This window comes from Paraburkholderia ferrariae NBRC 106233, assembly GCF_000685035.1.
Classification (GTDB): domain Bacteria; phylum Pseudomonadota; class Gammaproteobacteria; order Burkholderiales; family Burkholderiaceae; genus Paraburkholderia; species Paraburkholderia ferrariae.
The window spans coordinates 213,002-231,771 of sequence record NZ_BAYB01000009.1 but is presented as its reverse complement, the minus strand read 5'-3'; the positions used below and the strand labels follow the sequence as shown (position 1 = coordinate 231,771).

The following is an 18,770-nucleotide window of genomic DNA, read 5'->3' as shown; positions in this document are numbered from 1 at the left end:
CATGGGAACCATCGATAACATCATCGGCCGGCAGGGTGCCGCCGCGGCCGGGAGCGAGCCGCATACGCGCGGATCGATCATCGCGCGGCTGGAGCGCCTGCCGACCAACGCGATGCAGGTGCGCGCCCGCATCCTCATCGGCCTTGCCACGTTCTTCGATGGCTTCGACGTGATCGCGATTGCCGCGACGCTGCCGATCCTCATTCAGAAGTGGCACCTCACGCCGTGGGAGATCGGCTTTCTGATCGCCTCCGGCTCGGTCGGACAATTGTTCGGCGCGTTCCTCTTCCCGTGGCTGGCCGAGCGGCACGGCCGCGTGCGCGCCATTGCGTGGAGTTCGGGGATCATCGGCGTGACGAGCATTGCGTGCGGCTTCGCGCCCGGCTTCCTCGTGTTCGCCGCGCTGCGCGTGGTGCAGGGCTTCGGTCTGGGCGGCGAGCTGCCGGTGGCGGCCACCTACATCAACGAGATCAGCCGCGCGCATGGGCGCGGGCGCTTCGTGCTGCTCTACGAAATCGTGTTCCCGATCGGCCTGCTCGCTTCCAACGCGCTGGGTGCCTGGATCGTGCCGCGCTTCGGCTGGGAGGTCATGTACTTTATCGGCGGCGTGCCGCTCATCCTGTTCTTCACGCTGCGCCGGCTCGTGCCCGAGTCGCCGCGCTGGCTTGCCGAGCACCATCGACTGGACGACGCGCATCTGGCCGTGAGCGCGTTCGAGCGCAAGGTGAAGGGCGTGCTCGAGCCGATTTCGCAGGCGGCGGAGTTCGATGCGCTGGTGAACCGCCATCCCGAACGCCGCGTGAAGGATCTTTATGGACCGGTGTATCTGAAGCGCTCGATTGCCGTGGCCATGCTGTGGATGACCTGCGGCTTCATCCAGTACGGCCTCTCCACCTGGCTGCCCACGATCTACCGCACGGTCTATCACGCGCCGCTGCAACTGGCGCTGGACCTGGCGGTGGCGGCTTCGGTGCTGGGCGTGCTGGGCTCCTTGACCTGCGCGCTGCTCGTGGACAAGGTGGGCCGCAAGCCCATCATCAACGTCTCGTTCGTGCTGTGCGGGCTGTCGCTCGCGCTGGCCGGGGTGTGCCACGCGATGTCGGTCTACGTGGTCGCGACGTTCTGTGCTTTTGCGCTGGGCTTCCTCGCGTGCGGGTTCATTACCGCCTACGTGTATACCCCGGAGCTCTATCCCACCAGCATCCGCGCAATGGGTTGCGGCATGGGCGGCGCGTGGCTCAAGGTAGCGGCGATCTTTGCGCCCACCATCGTTTCGAAGACGATGATCGGCGGCAATCTGGACGTGGCGTTCTACATCCTCGCCGCCGTGCCGTTGCTCGCGGCGTTTGCGGTGCACCGGCTCGGCATCGAGACCAAGGGCAAGGTGCTGGAGCAACTCGAAGCCTGACGAGCGGTAACGTTTCCAGTGCCGCAGCAAATGGCGCGCCCGCGGGCGCGCCATTTTTATTGCTGAGGCAATCAAATGGCTGCCTGTTTCGGCTGAACGAGCGAGCGAAGTCGTTCGCCATGCTCAACGAATGACTTCCGTACGCGGCAGCTTGGTGAGCGTGCCGGATTCGACTATAAAGAAAAGGATCCCCTGGTATTTATCGCGGTGCCTGCCTCGTTCCCCCGATCGAGTTGGGTGGGTGGGCATGTTGCTGGAAGGGCCGAAGTGCGATGTTTTTAATCCTCATGGGATGAAAATCATGCTCTCGATAGGCCGTCGCGAACCGCGCTGGGCTGCCGGCGTGATCTGTCTTGTCCTTGGCGGCAGCGCCTTCGCCCAGGGGGCGGACGATGGGGCATCGGCCGGCCTGCTGCTTGCCGCCGTCGCACCGCTGCCCGTCGAAACGGTGATGCCGATTCCAGACGCGGGCCAGTACGTCTTCCACTACGAGATGCAGTATTCGTCTTATCAGGCCGCCACGGATGGGCTCAAGCCCGGCGACTTCTATGCCGCGCCGGTCACCGCTACCGGGCGTGCCGCGGCGCTGGCGCCCGATCCCCTGCATCTGCAGATGCAGACCCTGCCGCAGGCGCAGGCTTCGGGGCGCTTCAATTCCATTGCTCCCAATGTCGATCTCGTCGATATGTTTCAACTGATGGACGACGGTACGGGGACGGCAGCGCATCCGCCGCGGCGCCTGGCCATGCTGATCGACGACTGGCGTGTTTCGGCGAGTGCGCATTTCCCGATGCTCGGACACGAGCACGACACGGGAGCCACCGTTTCTGTGCAGCACAAGTTCTGAGTGTGGGGGCGAGGCGCGAGGGATTTTTTGCGGCAGCCTGGTCGCCTGCCTCACCACTACTAGCCGCCCCCGGCGGCCCACTCGACCAGCGTAGCGACGGTGTTCATGTTCCGCGCGGTGCCTGCCTTGGCCGCGGCAATCCGCAGCTTCGAGCGCCCCATGCCGTCCTTGTAGTGCACGTAAATCTCCCGTTTGCCCAGCGCGATGGTCTCGCTGCCGAGGCCGCTTACGTTCGCAAGCGTATCCGCGGGCGGCGGAGTGTCGAGGAAGATGGCGGCCGTGCGCTCGGGCGCGGCGTCGGCGAACGGGTTGGCGCGCAGCACCGCGGCGAGTTCGCGGCCGGTTCGCACCAGCACGCCCACGGGCTTGCCTGCGTAATCCGCCAGGCGTTCCTCGAAGGCCGCCTTGACCTTCGCTTCGGAAAGCGCGCTCTGGAACACCACGTTGCCGCTCGCGATATAGGTGCGCACGTTCGCAAAGCCAATAGCTTCGGCCATGGCGCGCAGCTCAGCCATGGGCAGCTTGCCGGTGCCGCCGACATTCACGGCGCGCAGAAAAGCGACGTAGGTTTGCATGCCGCGATTCTAGGGGCTTTTGGCCAGAGGCGGTGCGAGGGTGGTACACCCATGGCAGGCCCGGCGAGCGGCCGGCGATCAGGCCACCTTGAAGGCCGCTGTCAATTCCCGCAGCGTCTGCGCCTGATCGGCCAGCGAAGACGCAGCCGCCGCGCATTGCTCCACGAGCGCGGCGTTCTGCTGGGTCACTTCGTCCATCTGCGTGATCGCGAGGCCCACTTGCTGGATTCCTTCGCTCTGCTCGCGCGAGGCCTGCGCGATCTCGCCGACGATGGCCGTCACGCGCGCAATCGCCGCTTCGACCCGCTGCATCGTGTCGCCCGTGTCCTCCACGAGATGCGCGCCGCGTTCCACGCGCGAGGTGGATTCGGCAATCAGCGCGCCGATCTCGCGCGCCGCCGTGGCCGAGCGCTGCGCGAGGCTGCGCACTTCGCCGGCCACCACGGCGAAGCCGCGGCCCTCGTCGCCCGCGCGCGCCGCTTCGACCGCTGCGTTGAGCGCGAGGATGTTGGTCTGAAAGGCAATGCTCTCGATCGTGCCGATGATGCCCGTCATCTGCGCCGAACCCGTATGGATCGCGCGTATGGTCTCGATCACGCCGCCCATGGCGTCGCGGCCGTGCGCCGCAAGGCTCGACGCGTCGCGCGCGAGGCCGCTCGCCTCTTCGGCGTTGGCCGCGTTCAACTGGACCGTGGCCGTGAGTTCCTCCATCGCCGAGGCGGTTTCGCCTAGCGACGCCGCCTGCTCCTCGGTGCGCTGCGAGAGATCCTGATTGCCGGCGGCGATCTGCTGCGTGGCTGAGGCGATGGCCTGCGAGCCGGTGCGCACGGATGCCACCGTGCCCAGCAGGCGCCCTTGCATCGCATCCAGCGCGGTGAGCAGCGTGCCCATTTCGTCGTTCGAGCGCACCGCTACGCGCGTGCTGAGATCGCCCGCGGCGATCGCATCGAACTGGCCCAGCGCGCTCGCGAGCGGCGTCATGATCGCCCGGCGCAGGGCGCGTCCGCTGACGAAGGCCACGGCGAGCGCGAGCACGATGCTCGCGGCGCAGATAGCGACCATCGCGTGAAAGAGCCGTGTGGAGTGCTCGGCCGCAGCGCTCGCCTCGGTGTCCAGGTAGTGCTCCAGCGCGCCCTGGCTCGTGTTCATCGCCGTGTAGAGCGCGATCAGATGCTGGGCGCGGTTTTCGTTCATCCAGCCGGTGTCGCCGCTGCGGATCGCCGCGATCAGGCGGTCGATCCCGTCGTGGCGCACGGCGCTGCGCTTCGCGTCGAGGTCGTCGGTGAGGACGGCGAGTTCCGGCGTTTTGGGCAGCGCGCGGAAGTCGGCCCAGTGCTGCTCCGATTCCGCGAGCAGGCCGTTGGCGCGATCCAGTTGCATCGCGAGTTGCGGCGAGTGCGGATTGGCGATGGCCCAGTCCAGCCCGAAGCGCGCGCGCGACATAGCCGTGCCCGACTTGCCCAGCGCGACCACGGACGCGTAGTGAACCCCGTAGGTCTCGTGCTGGGCGCGGTCGCTTTCGGCCATGCCGACAATGCCGATCGTACCGGTGGCGATCAGCAGCAGGGCGAGGAAGGCGATCGTGGCCGCAATCCGCGCGTTGAGCGTGAGGTTCTTCATCGTGAGCCGGAGGGGATCAGGTTGCCGGGATTTTCTATTTGTTTCATAAGAGGAACACATTGCCATGTATGAACGATATAACGGCACGATCCGGTCTCTCATTTAGGTCTGTCTTCTCGCTATGACGGGCATTCCAGGGAAAACGAGCGGTTTTTCATTTTGAAAGGTCGATTAGCGCATTGCGGGACGATCGGCAACCTAATCGGGTGGGGGTGTCATTGCCGCTCATTTTGTCCGGGCCAAGAATTGTCACCATGGCAGGCGTCGTCGAGGCAACGTTCACGACGGCGAATTCAAGGAGACGGACCATGCAATTCACACTCAACGGAGTCCCGTTCGATTTCGACGGCGATCCCGGCACGCCCTTGCTGTGGGTGATCCGCGATGCCGCCGGGCTCACGGGCACCAAATACGGTTGCGGCATCGGAGCCTGCGGCGCGTGCACCGTGCATCTGGAGGGCGGGGCCACGCGCTCGTGCGTGCTGCCCGTTTCGGCGGTGGCGGGGCGCCGGATCACGACTATCGAGGGGCTGTCGCCCGACGTCACGCACCCCGTGCAGCGGGCCTGGATTCGCGAGGATGTGCCGCAATGCGGCTACTGCCAGTCGGGCATGGTGATGGCCGTGGCCGCGCTGCTCGCGCAGCATCCGCATCCCACCGACGCGCAGATCGATCAGGCCGTGACGAACCTGTGCCGCTGTGCGACCTATCACCGTATCCGGGAGGCGGTCCATGTCGCTGCCGGTTCCTGAGCGTGCCCCGGCGCAGGGTGGCGAGAGCCGGCGCGATTTCCTCAAGGCGGGCTTCGTGCTGGCGGGCAGTCTCGTGCTGCCGCTCGCGTGGAGCACGCATGCGCAAGCGGCTGGAGACGCTGCAGGCGATGCGACAGGCGACGCCACCGGCCTCGCCATCGACGGCGAAGGCTTTCACGAAATCAACGACTGGGTACGCGTGGACCCGGATGGCCGCACGATCCTGGGTCTTTCGCAGTGCGAAGTGGGTCAGGGTGTCTATACCGGACTGCCTCAGGTGCTGGCGGACGAGATGGATGCCGACTGGCGCCGCGTGAGCGTGGAATTCGTGACCGGCCGCGACGCCTATCGCATCTCCGCTGCGAACGAGATGCCGCAGCAGTTCGTGGGCGCGTCGATGTCGGTGACGATGTTTTATGCGCGGCTGCGCACGGCGGGCGCCCAGGCACGCGAAGCTTTCCTCAAGGCCGGTGCCGCTCGTCTGGGCGTGCGCTCCACGCAGTGCACGACGCAGAGCGGCCGGGTGATTCACCGGCAGACGGGGCGCTCGGTCGCTTATGGCGATTTGCTGGCCGAGGTCGCGAAGCTGCCGCTCGATCCACAGCCGCGTCTGAAGCCCGAATCCGCGCATACGTTGATCGGCGAGCCGCTGCACAAGCTCGACGCGCCCGCCAAGGTGAGCGGCCGCGCGGAGTTCGGCGTGGACGTGAAGGTGCCGGGCATGCTGTACGGCGCCATCAAAATGGCGCCCACGCTCAATGGCAAGCCCGTGGCCGTGCGCAATCGCGACGCCGTGCGCAGGATGCCGGGCGTGGTCGAGGTGGTGCCGGCGAAGGACGCCGTGATCGTGGTGGCCGCGTCGTGGTGGCAGGCGAAGCAGGGCTGCGACGCGCTCGATGTGCAATGGGACGATGGCGGCGCGGCCCCGTTCGACAGCGAAGCCATACTCGCGCAGCGCAAGGCCGCGCTCATGACGGAGCAGGCGGTGGTGGCCACGCGCATCGGCAATGCTGCGGAACGTCTTGCGGCCGCGCACGCCGTGATCGAAGCCGACTACCACACGCCGTACATCGTCCACGCGACGATGGAGCCCGTCAACGCGACGGTGCACGTGCGCGAGCACGAGATCGACGTGTGGGGCCCCATCCAGGGGCAGGACAAGGTGCGCTGGACGCTTGCCGCGATCTTCAAGGTGCCCGGCGAGAAGGTGAGCGTGCACACCACGTTTCTGGGCGGCAGCTTCGGGCGCAAGTACGTGCCCGACTTCGTGATCCATGCGGCTGTGGCCTCGAAGGCGGTGGGGCGGCCCGTGAAGGTGATCCGCTCGCGCGAAGACGATATCCGCCACGGCTTCTATCGCCCTTGCGCCTCGGCGCGCCTGCGCGCGGTGCTGGGCGAGGACGGCTATCCGCAGGCCATGCACATTCGCGTGGCGGGGCAGTCGCTCTACTGGTCCATCAAGCGCGATTACTTCGAAAAGGCCGGCGGCTGGGACGAGACCATGCTCGACGGTCTCTACGATCTTTGCTACCGCGTGCCGAACCTGCTCGTCGATTCGGTCAACGTGACGCAGCCGATTCCCGTGAGTTTCATGCGCAGCGTGGGGAGCACCTCCAGCGTGTTCTTTCTCGAAAGCTTCGTGAACGAACTGGCGCGCGCCGCGAATATCGACGCATTGCAGTACCGGCGCACGATGCTGCGCGACGATCCCCTCGCCGTGCGCGTGCTCGACGAAACCGCCGCGAAGGCGGGCTGGTCGCGCAAACCCGCTGCCGGGGTGTATCGCGGCCTTGCTTACTGTCTCTACACGGGGCGCGGCGGCGCGTTCACCACCTATGTCGCGACGATTGCCGAACTGCGCGTGATTGATGGCCAGGCGAAGCTCGAACGCGTGGTGTGCGGCATCGAGTGCGGGCGCGCGATCAATCCCATGCTGATCCGGCAGATGGTGGAGGGCGGGATTGGCTTTGCGCTCACCAACACGTTCAAGAGCGAGATCACGTTCAAGGATGGCGCGGTGGTGCAGTCCAACTTCTCCGACTACCCGCTGCTGTACCTCGCGCAAATGCCGAAGATCGAAGTGGTGATCGTGGCGAGCGACCGCGCCCCGCAGGGCTGCGGCGAGGTGGCGCTGCCGCCGGTCGCGCCCGCGGTGGCCGAAGCGCTCTATCAGGCGACTGGCACGCGCCTGCGCACCATGCCGCTCGAACAGCCTCTCGCATGAGCATGTTTCATCGCTTTTTCTCAACCCGAAGAAGAGTTCCCATGATTCGCAAACTGATCGTTTCTCTCGCCGCCGCCGCGGCGGCCACCGCGACTCCATTGGCTCATGCCGCATCCGGAGTCGATGCCGGCAACGCGCAGCAGCTCGCCACGCAACACGCGTGCATGGGCTGCCACGCCATCGACAAAAAGCTCGTGGGCCCGGCCTGGCGCGACGTGGGCGCGCGCTATGCGGGCAAGCCCGGCGCGGCGGCCACGCTCGTCGCGCACGTGCAGAACGGCAGCTCCGGCGTGTGGGGCGCCGTGCCTATGCCGCCGAACGCCATTAGCACCGCCGATGCCAAAACCGTCGTGCAGTGGATTCTGGCGGGCTGCAAGGCCGACTGAAGCGGCCCTGTCGTAGCGGGCAGGAAGGAGCGCACATGCGCTCCAGCGTGATTTCATTTTAATAAGCATTCCACAATAAAGGTGGCTGGAGATGGACATGAAAAAATTATGCGCGACCGTTGCAATGCTGTGCGCGGCCGCTGCGGCATCGGCGCAGAGCAGCGTGACGCTGTACGGCATCGTCGATACGGGTGTCGAGTACTACAACAATGCCGCGAAGGGCGGTTCGTTCGTCGGCATGTCGCCGCTCACGGGCGAGGTGCCCTCGCGTTTCGGCCTGCGCGGCACCGAAGACCTGGGCAACGGCTACCAGGCATTCTTCGTGCTGGAAAACGGCTTTGCACCCAATACCGGCGCGCTGAATTACGGCGGCCGCCTGTTCGGCCGCCAGGCGAACGTGGGCATCAGCAGCGACTACGGTACGCTCACACTCGGGCGGCAGATGGACATGTCGATGTACGTGCTGCTCAACGCGGACGTGATCGGCCCCTCGATGCATTCGATGGCGAGCTTCGACAGCTACCTGCCGAATGCCCGCAGCGACAATGCGATCGGCTATATGGGGCACTTCCACGGCTTCACGCTGGGCGGCACGTACAGCTTCGGGCGCGACGCGGCCGGCCCCGCGGGGCCCTCGGCCACGAACTGCGCGGGTCAGATTCCCGGCGACGCCGTGGCGTGCCGCCAGTACACGGCTCTCGCGGCGTATGACGGCGGGTGGGGCGGCGCTGCGGCGTCCTACGACGTGATGTACGGCGGCCCGGGTGCTTCGGCCCCGCTCGTGAGCAGTGCCGATACGGACAAGCGCGTGATCGTGGATGGCTACGTGAAATTCCCCAACGGCAAGGTGGGCGGCGGCTGGATTCGCCGCAATACCGCCGCGCAGGTCCACGCGCAATCGGATATCTTCTTCCTCGGGGCGAACTACTACGTGCTGCCCACGCTCTGGTTCGATGCGCAGGCGCTGCGCTACATACTGCGCGAGCAGTCCAGTTCGACGATGCTGATCGGGCGCGCCAACTATGCGCTCTCCAAACGCACGACGCTCTACTCGTCGGTGGGCTACATGCTGAACAGCCCGCTTGCCGCGAATGCGGTGGCCGCCGCCGGCACGGTGACTCCGGGCGCGAACCAGCTTGGCGTGATGGTGGGCATACAGCAGCGCTTCTAAGGCACACCGCGGAAGCGGTCGATGAGGAGAAAAGCATGGCGACGGACCTGTTGAGCGACACCCTGGCGGACCTGCGCGCCGACGCCGTCGTGACGGGCCACTTCTCGCTCACGGCACCGTGGGCGTTCGTGAAGCCGGCCGTGGACGGTGCGGTGTTCAGAACCGGTTTCGGCCAACCGTTCTATGTCGCGGTGGAAGGCATGGCGCCCGTGCGGGTGGAAGCGGGCGACTTCGTGCTGCTGCCGCACGGCCACGCGCATGTGCTCGCTTCCGCGCCCGAAGTCGAGCCCATGCTCTTCGACGACATGGTGGCCGAACTGGGGCTGCAGCCGAGCTTCGATACGCCGCTGCGCTTCGCGGCGGGCGGCGGCGGGGCGATGAGCGAGCTTTACACGGGCATCGTGGTCTATCGCGAGGCCGTGCGCAGCCCGCTCTTCACCGTGCTGCCGCCGTTCATCCACGTGCGCGCGAACGACCCGGCCGTGGGCCCGTGGCTCGCGAGCACGCTGGCGGCGTTCATCCGCGAATCCATGGCCTGCCAGCCGGGCTGGGCCGTGGCGGCAGCGCGCCTCGCCGACGTGCTGTTCGTGCAGCTGCTGCGCGCGCACCTGGCTTCGGCGGTCAGCCACACTGGCTGGCTGCGCGGCCTGATGGACCCGCAGATCGGCCGCGCCATCGCGCTCGTGCATCGCCACCCGGAGCGCGACTGGACCGTGGAGGCGCTTGCGGCGGCCGCGGGCATGTCGCGCTCGCGCTTTTCGGCGCGCTTCGTCGAACTCGTGGACGAAACGCCGATCGGCCATCTCACTTCCTACCGCATGTATCTCGCCAGCGGCGCGCTGCGCGATACGCGGCGCCGGCTCATCGAGATTGCGGAAAGCGTCGGCTATGCCTCCGAAAAAGCCTTTATCCGGGCGTTCCGGCGCTGGTCGGGCATGGCGCCCAAGCAGTACGCGCGGCATCTGCGCGACCCGTACGACATGGCGAGGCACGAGCCGGGCAGCGCCGCCGGGTAGTGCTGCCCAACAGTGCCGCCCAGCATGCGGTCCAGCAGTGCAGCCCGGCAGTGCCGCCGTGCGGCATCAAGGCGCGCTAGCGGCTCTTGCCGTCCGCCACCTGCCAGCCGCGCGCGAGCAGTTGCTCGCGGATCGCATCGGCCTTGGCCCAGTCCTTTTGCGCGCGCGCTTCGTCGCGTTCGGCAAGGAGCAGGCGGAGGTCTTCCGGAAGCGCCTGTTCCGGGCGCTGCCATTCGCGCAGCCCGAGGCCCAGCACCGCGTCGAAACGATCGACGGTTGCCTTCAGCACCGCCGGCGGTAGCCCGCTCTTCACGAGCGCCCAGAGCACGGCCAGCGCGCGCGGCAGGTTCAGGTCGTCGTTGATCTGCGTTTCGAAGCGTTCGACGAAGGCCGGTTCCGCGGTGCCGCCCGCAGGCCACGCCACATAGAGATGACGCAGCCGGTTCAGCGCGGTTTGCGCGGCATCGAGCGCGTCCCAGTCGAAGCGCAGCTTGCTTCGATAGTGGGCCGTGAGGCACAGATAGCGGTAGGCGAGCGGATCGACGTTCCGTTCGCGCAACGTCGCGAGCCGCACGAAATCGCCGCTCGACTTCGACATCTTCGCGGCGTCCATCGTCAGGAAGTGGCCGTGCATCCAGAAGTTGGCGAGCCGCGTGCCGTGTGCGGCGGCGGTCTGCGCGATTTCGTTGCTGTGGTGGACCGCGACATGGTCCTCGCCGCCGCAATGAATGTCGAACCACACGCCGAGGTGCCTCGCCGACATGGCCGAGCATTCGATATGCCAGCCCGGAAAGCCGCGTCCCCAGGGGCTGTCCCACTCCATCTGGCGCCTGGCTCCTGGCGGGCTGAACTTCCAGAGCGCGAAGTCGGTGGCGCTGCGCTTCTCGCCCAGCGCGACGCGCTTGCCTGCCTGCAGGCCCGCGCGGTCGAGCCGCGCGAGAAAGCCGTAGTCGTCCTGCTTGCTGGTGTCGAAGTACACGCCGTCCGAGGTCGCGTACGTGTAGCCGGCGCGCTCGATGGCGGCGACGAAATCGATCTGCTCGGCAATGTGATCGGTCGCGCGGCACCATACCGTGGGCGGCAGAAGATTGAGCGCGCGCCAGTCGTCCATGAACGCCCCGGTGTAGCGTGCCGCGAGGGCCCACGCCGACTCTCCCGTGCGGCGGCTGCCTTTTTCCATCTTGTCCTCGCCTTCGTCGGCATCGGACGTGAGGTGGCCCACGTCGGTGATGTTCACGACATGGCGAACCGCATAGCCGTTGAGTTCGAGTGCGCGGCGCAGGACGTCCTCGAACACATAGGTGCGCAGATTGCCGATGTGCGCGTGGTCGTAGACGGTCGGCCCGCAGCAATACATGCCGACGTGCCCGGGCTGTATGGGGGAGAAGGGGCGCACGCTGCGCGACCAGGTGTCATACAAGACGAGTGACATCGAACGTTCCGTTGCGACGAAGGTTGAGAAAAAGCGCGGACAAAACAAAAAGGCCGCCGGTTTTGCAACGGGCGGCCAGTGGGACTTGCGAATGCGATTGCTACGGCGTGCGCGAGGCGCACCGTCCCCCCGGCATGGTTTGACAACATGCGCGAACGGAGAGGGCGGTGTGGTTGGCGTAACGGAGCATGGCATTGATCGTAACGGCTTCTTCGCCCGTCGGTCAACCCTCGCGCGTGCCGCTGTCATGGAAAGGTGTGTGAAACGGTATATACTGTTTTTTTTCGATCGACTAGTAGAAACAGGATGACTGAACCTACTCTGCGCAAGCCTACGAAGAGGGCTTTCTATTTCCCGACGACTTCCGTCGAAGCGCCCGCCGATCCGGCGCCGGCCAGGGCCAGTAAAGCAGCAAAAGGCGCGGTAAAGAGCGCGGCAAAAGGTGCGGCGAAAGGTGTGGCGAAAAGCGTAAAGAGCGTGAAAGTCGCGAAGAACGCGAAGCCTGCAAAGAAGGTCGCGAAGCCTGTCACGAAGAAGGCGGTGGCCGAGGCTGCAACCGCGTCCGCGACTGAGGCTGCGCGCGGCAAGCGCGCGGCTGTTGCTCGGAAGTCCGCGCAGACCATGAAGAAGGCTGAAGCCGTCGTTGCGGAAGTGGCGGAGAAAGCGAAGGCGACGGGCTCGAAGAAAGCGGGCGTGAAGAAGGACGCGGCAACAAAAGACAGCATGAAGAAAGAAGCGAAAGAAGCGAAAGAAGCCGCGAAGAAGGACAAGGTCGTGCGCGACAGCTTCACGATGCCGAAGGCCGATTACGAAAAGATCGCGGTGCTCAAGAAGAAGTGTCTCGACGCCGGTGTGATGGTGAAGAAGAGCGAACTGCTGCGCGCAGGTCTTCTGCTGCTCGATTCGATTTCGGGAAAGCGTCTGCTTGCCGCCATCGCTGCAGTCGAAACGGTCAAGACGGGCCGTCCTGCCAAATCGGTTTGATCGGCGGTTTGATCAGGTTTCCCGCGCGGGCTTTCGTGCGGCCTGATTTTCATGCGGCGGTATTTGCTCGCCGCGGGACCGATAACGGCCGATGTTTGTCCGGACGTTCGTGCCGGCGTCGGTGCCGCAGCACACAGCGCGAGCGGGCAGGTACAATCCGGGTTCGCTGTTTCGTTCGACGATTACCCGATGCCGACCTACCTTGAACTGCTCGCCCAAAAGCGGGTACTCGACGCCCGAATTGAAGAGGCCCGCGCCGAAGCGGCGGCCGATGCGCTCGCTGCGGCGCGCGCCGCGATTGCCGAATTCGGTTTCACGCCGGAGGATCTGTTCGGCAAGGGCACAAAGAAGAATGGCGTGGGCGCAAAAGGCGCCGCGCGAGGCACGCGCAAGCCGCGCGCAGCAGAGGCCGGCGAAGAGCGCGCAGGCGGCGAAACGCTAGACCTGTTCGCGCCCGCCGATACGGCACGCTAACCCGGCGTCTGCAGCGTCGCGCCTCAGCACCACACCACACGGTCATACGCTACGGTGCGCCGATACACATTCTTGCCGCGCCAGCTTGTGTACTCCATGTAAGCGCAGTCCAGTACAACGATCCAGTTGGTCACTCGCATTGCAGCCCCCATTACTTCTGTCCGGGTTGTGGCGCCCGGTTGTGTCATCCGGTCTCGAAGCCAGTCTATGGTGCGAGACCCTGGCGCGATGTCTCGATGAGACACCGATATCGCAGCCAGTTCCTGCGTTCGCTACGCGTTTTTCCCGCATGCCTGCTATAACGGCCAAATCCGCGCCTCGCAACGCCTCGGGGAAACCCGCAGTCCCTTACACCTCTGTGTAGCATGGCGCGTACCAGCGCGGACGCGCCGCGCCGGCAGCACATGACGGGATGAGAACACAATGCCGGGAAAGGACCGTGCGCTCCCGCACGCGGTGAAGCGCATTGAGCGCATTGAGCGGGTTCGGCGTGTTCGGTGTGTTCAACGCGCAATGGGCTGCGGCGCCACCGCGAGGCCGATCACCCATCCCACGTAGAAACGGAAATCGATCGTGTATTCGGGCCACGAATACAGGCTGTAGCCGTGCGTACCGAAGCGCGACAGCACGAGTTGCAGCAACCCCGCCACCACGAGCCAGACAACGGCGACGAGCGCCGTGGCCTTCGCACAGCGTACGAACGGCGGCTCGGCACGGTACCTGCGCACCACGAGATAGCCGTAAATGAGAATGGCCGTGCAGGGCAGTGCGGTTGTCAGGCTGTCGGCGAAATCCCAATCGTAGGCGGGACCGACCATCACGATCGAAGCGAACGCGATCATGAACAGGGGCGCGCGTGCCCACAGGGCTTTCCTCGCGCCTAGCCAGGCGAGCGTGGTGGTAAAGGGAATCCACGCCCACTGGATCACGGCGGCAATGGCGTAGGCCATGCTGTTCTTGTCCGCGTAGTCGGACGGCGGGTGATCGATGAACGCGGCGATGGCCTCATGCACGAACACGGCGAGTACGGCGAGGCCGAACGCCACCAGCGTTGCCTGGGTGGTGGGCGCGTGCGGGTGTGAGAGACGGAAGCGAAATGCGCGCAGCCGTTCGGTCAGGGGTTCCACGAAGAAGGCGATGATGCCTCCGGTCACGATCACGGAGCCGATGCCCGCCCAATCCAGCTTGTGGGAATTGGCCAGCAGTCCTTGCCAGATAAATTCCGGTGCAACGGAGCAGATGGACACCCAGAGGGCGAACGAAAGCGCGTGCGCCATCCGTGCGACCGGTGCCGTTTCGTGCGTAGAGTTGGCCGTTTCCATCGTATCGCCCGACAAAAAACGTTCGTGTCGAAAGGGTCCCCGGGGACGGGCTGGCGTGTGTTGCGCAATGCGCTTTCCGGCGGTCGAGTGCCGCGTACCGGCTTGCGTTGCCGCAATTGTAGTCGGCCCGGCGGGAAACGCGCTCAGTGCGTAAAGTCCACGATCGAGAGATCGAGCGGCAGCACATCGGCATGCCGCGATGGACCGTCCAGCGGCTCTACGGCAATGGGCTGGCCGTCCTCGGTGGCCTTGTCGAAGGCCGCGGTCGAGGTCACGCGTTGCGACGCGGTGAACTGCCGGAGCACATAAGGAACGCCATTCGACGCCAGCGGAAGCGGACCGTTGCTCACCTGAAAATGCAGATGCGGCTCGGACGAATTGCCCGAGGTGCCCACGCGCCCGAGCATCTGGCCCTCGCGTACGCGCTGACCCGGCTTCACCATCAGCGAGTGCGGCGCGAGGTGCGCGTAGAGCGCGTAGTTGCCGTGACCCAGGTCGAGCACCACATGATTGCCGTCGGCCTCGTCGGCGCGCATGTTGGCGGGCAGGGCGCCCGGCGGGCTGTTGGGCATGCCGTCGACGGCCGCGACGACGGTGGCGTTCGCAGCCGCATACACGGGCTGGCCGTAAATCACGTAGCTTTCCGGCGTTTTGCTGTCGCCCACGCGAATGCGGCCTTGCGCGTCGAGTTGTTCCCAGTCGATCGCGAAGCGCTGTCCGTCGAAGAGCTGGCCGTTGATCGGCAACGTGGCGCGGACATGGCGGATCGAGTCGCAGCAGCCGTCTCCCGCCACGTAGCGGCGGCCCTTGAGCGGCGGCGCGAGCACGAGGGTCGTCGGCGGCCTTACCGCGGCCGGTGCAATCGTTTCGGCCAGACTCTGGCCTTTTAGCGTGACGGTGAGTTCGTGCTTCAGGCTGGCCGGGATGGCCTGCGCGCCATGCACGAGCACATGCAGGTAGAGAATGCCCATTTGCGACGGGCCGAGGTCTGCCGTGGTCGAGGTCCGCGACGAGGCGACGGACAGGCGCTGGGCGATCTGGCTGGCGTCGAGCGAAGCCAGGGTGTGGCCGCTGCGGGCATCCACGACGTCGAGGCGGTTCAGCGTAGCGGTTTCGTTCGTGACGTTGACGATATTGACTTCGTATACCAAATGAAAGAGGCCGTCGGAGCCTTTCACGGGTATCGGCAGGTTGTCGATGCTTGCGACGACCGGCGTGATGCGTATTGCAATCGCCTCGGCAGCGTCGGTAGCCGCGCGAAGCGGTGCGACGGTGTAGCCCGCAATGACGATCGAGAGGATGCCGCCAAGGATCCGCTTCATGCCTTCTCCCTGTTTTTCACTACGCGCGATAACGGTAAGCGGATACAGAAGTCGATGGACATTCCGGCTGGCTCGAATCCTCTCGTGGGGATACCGGGCGCGATACCGGCGAATCCGGATTGAGTTGATCGGCGCCACGGCCTAGACTCGATCAAGGCTTGCTCGAATCCATTCTGACCCACCCGAGCGGCCGCAGCGATCAGGTTGTGTGTGCTACCGCACATGGGCGCTCGTTTCATCGGGTGTCTTGCCGGCAACCGGGAGGACGTAAAGAATGCATACGTTTCGGTGTACACAGCATGAGGCGATGTTTCGTATCTTGCGATGGGTTGGTCTGTGCGCGATCGTTGCGTCATCTACGGCGTTCGCGCAAGGTGGGGGCATTGCCCCGCAATATCGCGTGGGCATGACGCAGCTCGAGTACGAAGACACGAGCCCCACGCCGCGTACGCTTGCGCTGACGCTGTTCTATCCGGCCACGGTTCCGGAAGGGGCGCGCGAACTGCATATGCCGTTCTTCACGAATCTGCATCTCTACCCGAACGCGCCAATCGTGCAGGACGGTATCCGGCGTCCGCTCATCGTGTTTTCGCACGGACATGGCAGCAACGGCCTCTATTACGCCTGGTTTGCCGAGTACCTGGCCGCGCGGGGGTACGTCGTAGCCACGCTGTACCACTACCGCGCGAACACCTACGACGCAACGGTTCTGTACACGAGGAGCATGCTGTGGCAACGACCGCTCGATATCAGCAAAGACATCACGTTCTTGCTGCGTGACAGCGCGTGGGGGCCGCATCTCGATCCTCGGAAGATAGGCGTGGCGGGCCATTCGCAAGGCGGTTTCACCGCATTGTGGATAGGCGGGGCGAAGGTCAACGAGGCGCGGTTTCGTGCCTACCTGCAACGCTGGAAAAACGATCCGCTGATCCCGGCGTCGTTGCGCCGGGAGTTGCCGCTCGATCCGACGCCGGCTCTCGATGTTCACGACGCGCGCATCAAGGCCGTCTTCGCGATGGCGCCCGGCGACCTGCCGGGGTTCGGGATGGACGAAGCCGGCCTGAGGCAACTGAGTGTGCCCACCTACGTGATCGTCGGCGCGCGGGACACGCAGGCGCCGCCCGCGGAAAATGCGGAATTCGCTGCACGCTATGCGCTTCACGCGCAGCTCGACGTCATGGCGGGTGCCGTTGACCACGAGATCTTCGTGAACGAGTGCGACCAGGACGGCCGGGATACGTGGCCGGAAGCCTGCGTCGATGCGGCTGGCGTGGACCGCGCGCAGTGGCACGAGCATATCGGCAGCGCAGCGGTCAGGTTCTTCGATACGACACTCGACGTAATGAGAAGCACTCCATAATAATGAACAGGAAAGAGCGGCCATCGACGGGTTTTCTCATGGATCGGAACGAAGCGTTTCACGTGCGGCGCATGGTGCGTGACGAAGTCGATCTGACTGTGGAATGGGGCGCGCAAGAGAATCCATCCTTCCCTCCTTCTGCCATATAGTCCTCGGGAAAACCCGCATTCCCTATGAGGCGGCGTTTTCACGCCGTTTCCAGCATGCGTTTTTCGCATGCTCGGCTCGACAATTAATCGTTTGTGGCCCTTTTGAGGCGCCCGGATACTGCGCGTAATTCTGGCGGCGCGAGCGCCGCCGCGTACGCAACGAACCGGCGTCTCACCATGCGATCAGATTTCAACTTCATCGACGGGCAATTCGTTTCCTCAGCCAGCGAGCGTATCGCCGTCCACAATCCGGCGACGGGCGAACGCGTTGGCGAAGTGAGCGCGGCGAGCGCGGTCGAGGCTGCGCTCGCCGTCGAGGCCGCCACGGCGGCGCAGCGCGCGTGGCGCCGTCTGCCCGCGGCGGAGCGCGGCGCGGTGCTCAACCGCTTCGCGGACACGATCGAAGCGCGCGCGCCGGCCATCGGCGCGGTGCTGGCCCTCGAATCGGGCAAGAGCGTGAACGACGCCATGGCCGAGGCGCGCTATGCCGCCGAAATCCTGCGCTATCACGCGCAGTGGGCGCGCCGCATCGAAGGCGAAGTGATCCCGAGCGACAGCGCGAACGAAAACCTGATCCTGATGCGCGAGCCGATCGGCGTGGCGGCCTGCCTGATTCCGTTCAATTTCCCGATCTACACGCTGCTGCGCAAGATTGCGCCGGCGCTCATCGCGGGCAACGCCGTGGTCGTGCGGCCGAGCAACAACACGCCGTGCTCGGCGTTCGAAGTGGCGCGCGCCGCCGTGGATGCCGCGTTGCCGGCCGGGCTCGTCAACATCCTCGCGATGGATCACGAGACCGCGGCCGTGCTGTGCACGCATCGCGGCGTGGGCATGATTACGCTCACCGGCAGCGTCGGCGCGGGCCGCAAGGTGCTCGACTACTGCAAGGAAAATATCGCAAAGCCCTCGCTGGAACTGGGCGGCAAGACGCCCGCGATCATCGAGGCCGACGCCGACCTCGAAGCGGCCGCGACCGCGATCGTGCGCTCCAGGACCACGCACTGCGGCCAGCTTTGCACCGCCATCGAACGCGTCTATGTGCAGCGCGACGTGCATGAGCGCTTCGTCGCGCTGCTGCGCGAGAAGATGGCGGCCGTGCGCTTCGGCGACCGCGCGGTGGACGAAACGCGCATGGGCCCGCTCGTAAACGCGCAGGCGCGCACAAATGTGCATGCGATGGTGCAGCGCGCGCTGGCAGAGGGCGCCGTGCTGGAAACGGGCGGCACACTGCCCGAAGGTCCGGGCCACTTCTATCCGCCTACGCTGCTGAGCCATTGCCGCCAGGACATGGAGATCGTGCAGGAAGAGATCTTCGGGCCGGTGCTGCCGGTGCTGGCCTACGACACGCTCGAAGACGCGCTTCGCATGGCGAACGATCACCAGTTCGGCCTTTCTTCGGTGCTGTACACCGAACGCTATCGCACGGCGATGCGCGTGGCCAACGAGATCGAAGCGGGCGAACTCTACGTGAACCGCACGCCGGCCGACCCCTACCAGGGCTTCCACGCGGGCTGGAAGCGCTCGGGGCTCGGCGGCGACGACGGTAAGCACGGCATGCTCGAATTCACGCAAACCCGCCTTGTCGTGATGCCTTTCTGACCGTTCGCTCAACCTGCCTTGTTGCGCGCCAGCCGCAAGGGTGCCGGCGGAAACGGCGCCCGTCATTGAAAACGAAGAAAAAGCTTCAAACCGGCCCGTGAGAGCGACGCGATCGCTGCGACGGTGCCG

The 18,770-nt window shown here is 65.5% G+C and carries 16 protein-coding genes; 11 read left to right on the top strand and 5 right to left on the bottom strand.

What is annotated here, in order from left to right; translation table 11 throughout:
- The first annotated feature begins 1 nt into the window (after position 1).
- Both BFE01S_RS11605 and BFE01S_RS11600 read left to right on the top strand, forming a co-directional pair.
- Positions 2 to 1,408 (top strand): MFS transporter, encoded by a 1,407-nt coding sequence (locus BFE01S_RS11605; protein ID WP_028225636.1) that lies wholly within the window; start codon positions 2 to 4, stop codon positions 1,406 to 1,408.
- 301 nt (positions 1,409 to 1,709) lie between these two features.
- Complete coding sequence (locus BFE01S_RS11600) at positions 1,710 to 2,255, top strand: hypothetical protein (RefSeq protein ID WP_156966985.1); 546 nt, start codon at positions 1,710 to 1,712, stop codon at positions 2,253 to 2,255.
- 59 nt (positions 2,256 to 2,314) lie between these two features.
- On the opposite strand, the gene BFE01S_RS11595 is transcribed toward BFE01S_RS11600, so the two are convergent.
- Both BFE01S_RS11595 and BFE01S_RS11590 read right to left on the bottom strand, forming a co-directional pair.
- Positions 2,315 to 2,830, bottom strand: a complete 516-nt coding sequence (locus tag BFE01S_RS11595) for a DUF1697 domain-containing protein (protein ID WP_028225634.1) — start codon at positions 2,828 to 2,830, stop codon at positions 2,315 to 2,317.
- Between the two features lie 78 nt (positions 2,831 to 2,908).
- Complete coding sequence (locus BFE01S_RS11590) at positions 2,909 to 4,450, bottom strand: methyl-accepting chemotaxis protein (protein ID WP_028225633.1); 1,542 nt, start codon at positions 4,448 to 4,450, stop codon at positions 2,909 to 2,911.
- A gap of 308 nt (positions 4,451 to 4,758) precedes the next feature.
- On the opposite strand from BFE01S_RS11590, the gene BFE01S_RS11585 reads away from it, so the two are divergent.
- From BFE01S_RS11585 to BFE01S_RS11565, 5 genes are all read left to right on the top strand, one after another.
- Positions 4,759 to 5,202 carry a (2Fe-2S)-binding protein gene (locus BFE01S_RS11585; RefSeq protein ID WP_028225632.1) on the top strand — a complete coding sequence of 148 codons (444 nt, stop codon included), beginning with the start codon at positions 4,759 to 4,761 and terminating at the stop codon, positions 5,200 to 5,202.
- The gene (locus tag BFE01S_RS11580; protein WP_028225631.1) at positions 5,183 to 7,426 is read left to right on the top strand and encodes a xanthine dehydrogenase family protein molybdopterin-binding subunit; all 2,244 of its coding nucleotides are present in this window, start codon (positions 5,183 to 5,185) and stop codon (positions 7,424 to 7,426) included. The genes BFE01S_RS11585 and BFE01S_RS11580 overlap by 20 nt, the downstream gene beginning before the upstream one ends.
- A gap of 44 nt (positions 7,427 to 7,470) precedes the next feature.
- Positions 7,471 to 7,812 carry a c-type cytochrome gene (locus BFE01S_RS11575; RefSeq protein WP_028225630.1) on the top strand — a complete coding sequence of 114 codons (342 nt, stop codon included), beginning with the start codon at positions 7,471 to 7,473 and terminating at the stop codon, positions 7,810 to 7,812.
- Positions 7,813 to 7,909: 97 nt separating this feature from the next.
- On the top strand, positions 7,910 to 8,983 hold the full coding sequence (locus tag BFE01S_RS11570; protein ID WP_042337562.1) for a porin: 1,074 nt from the start codon (positions 7,910 to 7,912) through the stop codon (positions 8,981 to 8,983).
- A 35-nt stretch (positions 8,984 to 9,018) separates the two neighbouring features.
- A complete protein-coding gene (locus BFE01S_RS11565; protein WP_028225628.1) occupies positions 9,019 to 9,999 on the top strand; it encodes an AraC family transcriptional regulator in 981 nt (326 codons plus the stop codon).
- Positions 10,000 to 10,075: 76 nt separating this feature from the next.
- Here BFE01S_RS11565 and cysS read toward each other — a convergent pair whose 3' ends face one another.
- On the bottom strand, positions 10,076 to 11,431 hold the full coding sequence (gene cysS / locus BFE01S_RS11560; protein ID WP_028225627.1) for a cysteine--tRNA ligase: 1,356 nt from the start codon (positions 11,429 to 11,431) through the stop codon (positions 10,076 to 10,078).
- Between the two features lie 255 nt (positions 11,432 to 11,686).
- Here cysS and BFE01S_RS38340 point away from each other — a divergent pair, with 255 nt between their 5' ends.
- Positions 11,687 to 12,415: a hypothetical protein gene (locus BFE01S_RS38340; RefSeq protein ID WP_245621084.1), complete on the top strand. Its 729-nt coding sequence runs from the start codon at positions 11,687 to 11,689 to the stop codon at positions 12,413 to 12,415.
- 189 nt (positions 12,416 to 12,604) lie between these two features.
- Positions 12,605 to 12,889 carry an H-NS family nucleoid-associated regulatory protein gene (locus BFE01S_RS41875; RefSeq protein WP_052420863.1) on the top strand — a complete coding sequence of 95 codons (285 nt, stop codon included), beginning with the start codon at positions 12,605 to 12,607 and terminating at the stop codon, positions 12,887 to 12,889.
- A gap of 503 nt (positions 12,890 to 13,392) precedes the next feature.
- Here BFE01S_RS41875 and BFE01S_RS11545 read toward each other — a convergent pair.
- Entirely contained in the window at positions 13,393 to 14,211 is an 819-nt protein-coding gene (locus tag BFE01S_RS11545; protein ID WP_156966984.1) for a hypothetical protein, read from the bottom strand.
- Between the two features lie 143 nt (positions 14,212 to 14,354).
- A complete protein-coding gene (locus BFE01S_RS11540; RefSeq protein WP_028225624.1) occupies positions 14,355 to 15,533 on the bottom strand; it encodes a peptidoglycan DD-metalloendopeptidase family protein in 1,179 nt (392 codons plus the stop codon).
- A 307-nt stretch (positions 15,534 to 15,840) separates the two neighbouring features.
- On the opposite strand from BFE01S_RS11540, the gene BFE01S_RS11535 reads away from it, so the two are divergent.
- Positions 15,841 to 16,893 carry an alpha/beta hydrolase family protein gene (locus BFE01S_RS11535; RefSeq protein ID WP_028225623.1) on the top strand — a complete coding sequence of 351 codons (1,053 nt, stop codon included), beginning with the start codon at positions 15,841 to 15,843 and terminating at the stop codon, positions 16,891 to 16,893.
- Between the two features lie 326 nt (positions 16,894 to 17,219).
- On the top strand, positions 17,220 to 18,641 hold the full coding sequence (gene aldA, locus BFE01S_RS11530) for an aldehyde dehydrogenase (RefSeq protein ID WP_028225622.1): 1,422 nt from the start codon (positions 17,220 to 17,222) through the stop codon (positions 18,639 to 18,641).
- The last annotated feature ends 129 nt before the right edge of the window (positions 18,642 to 18,770 follow it).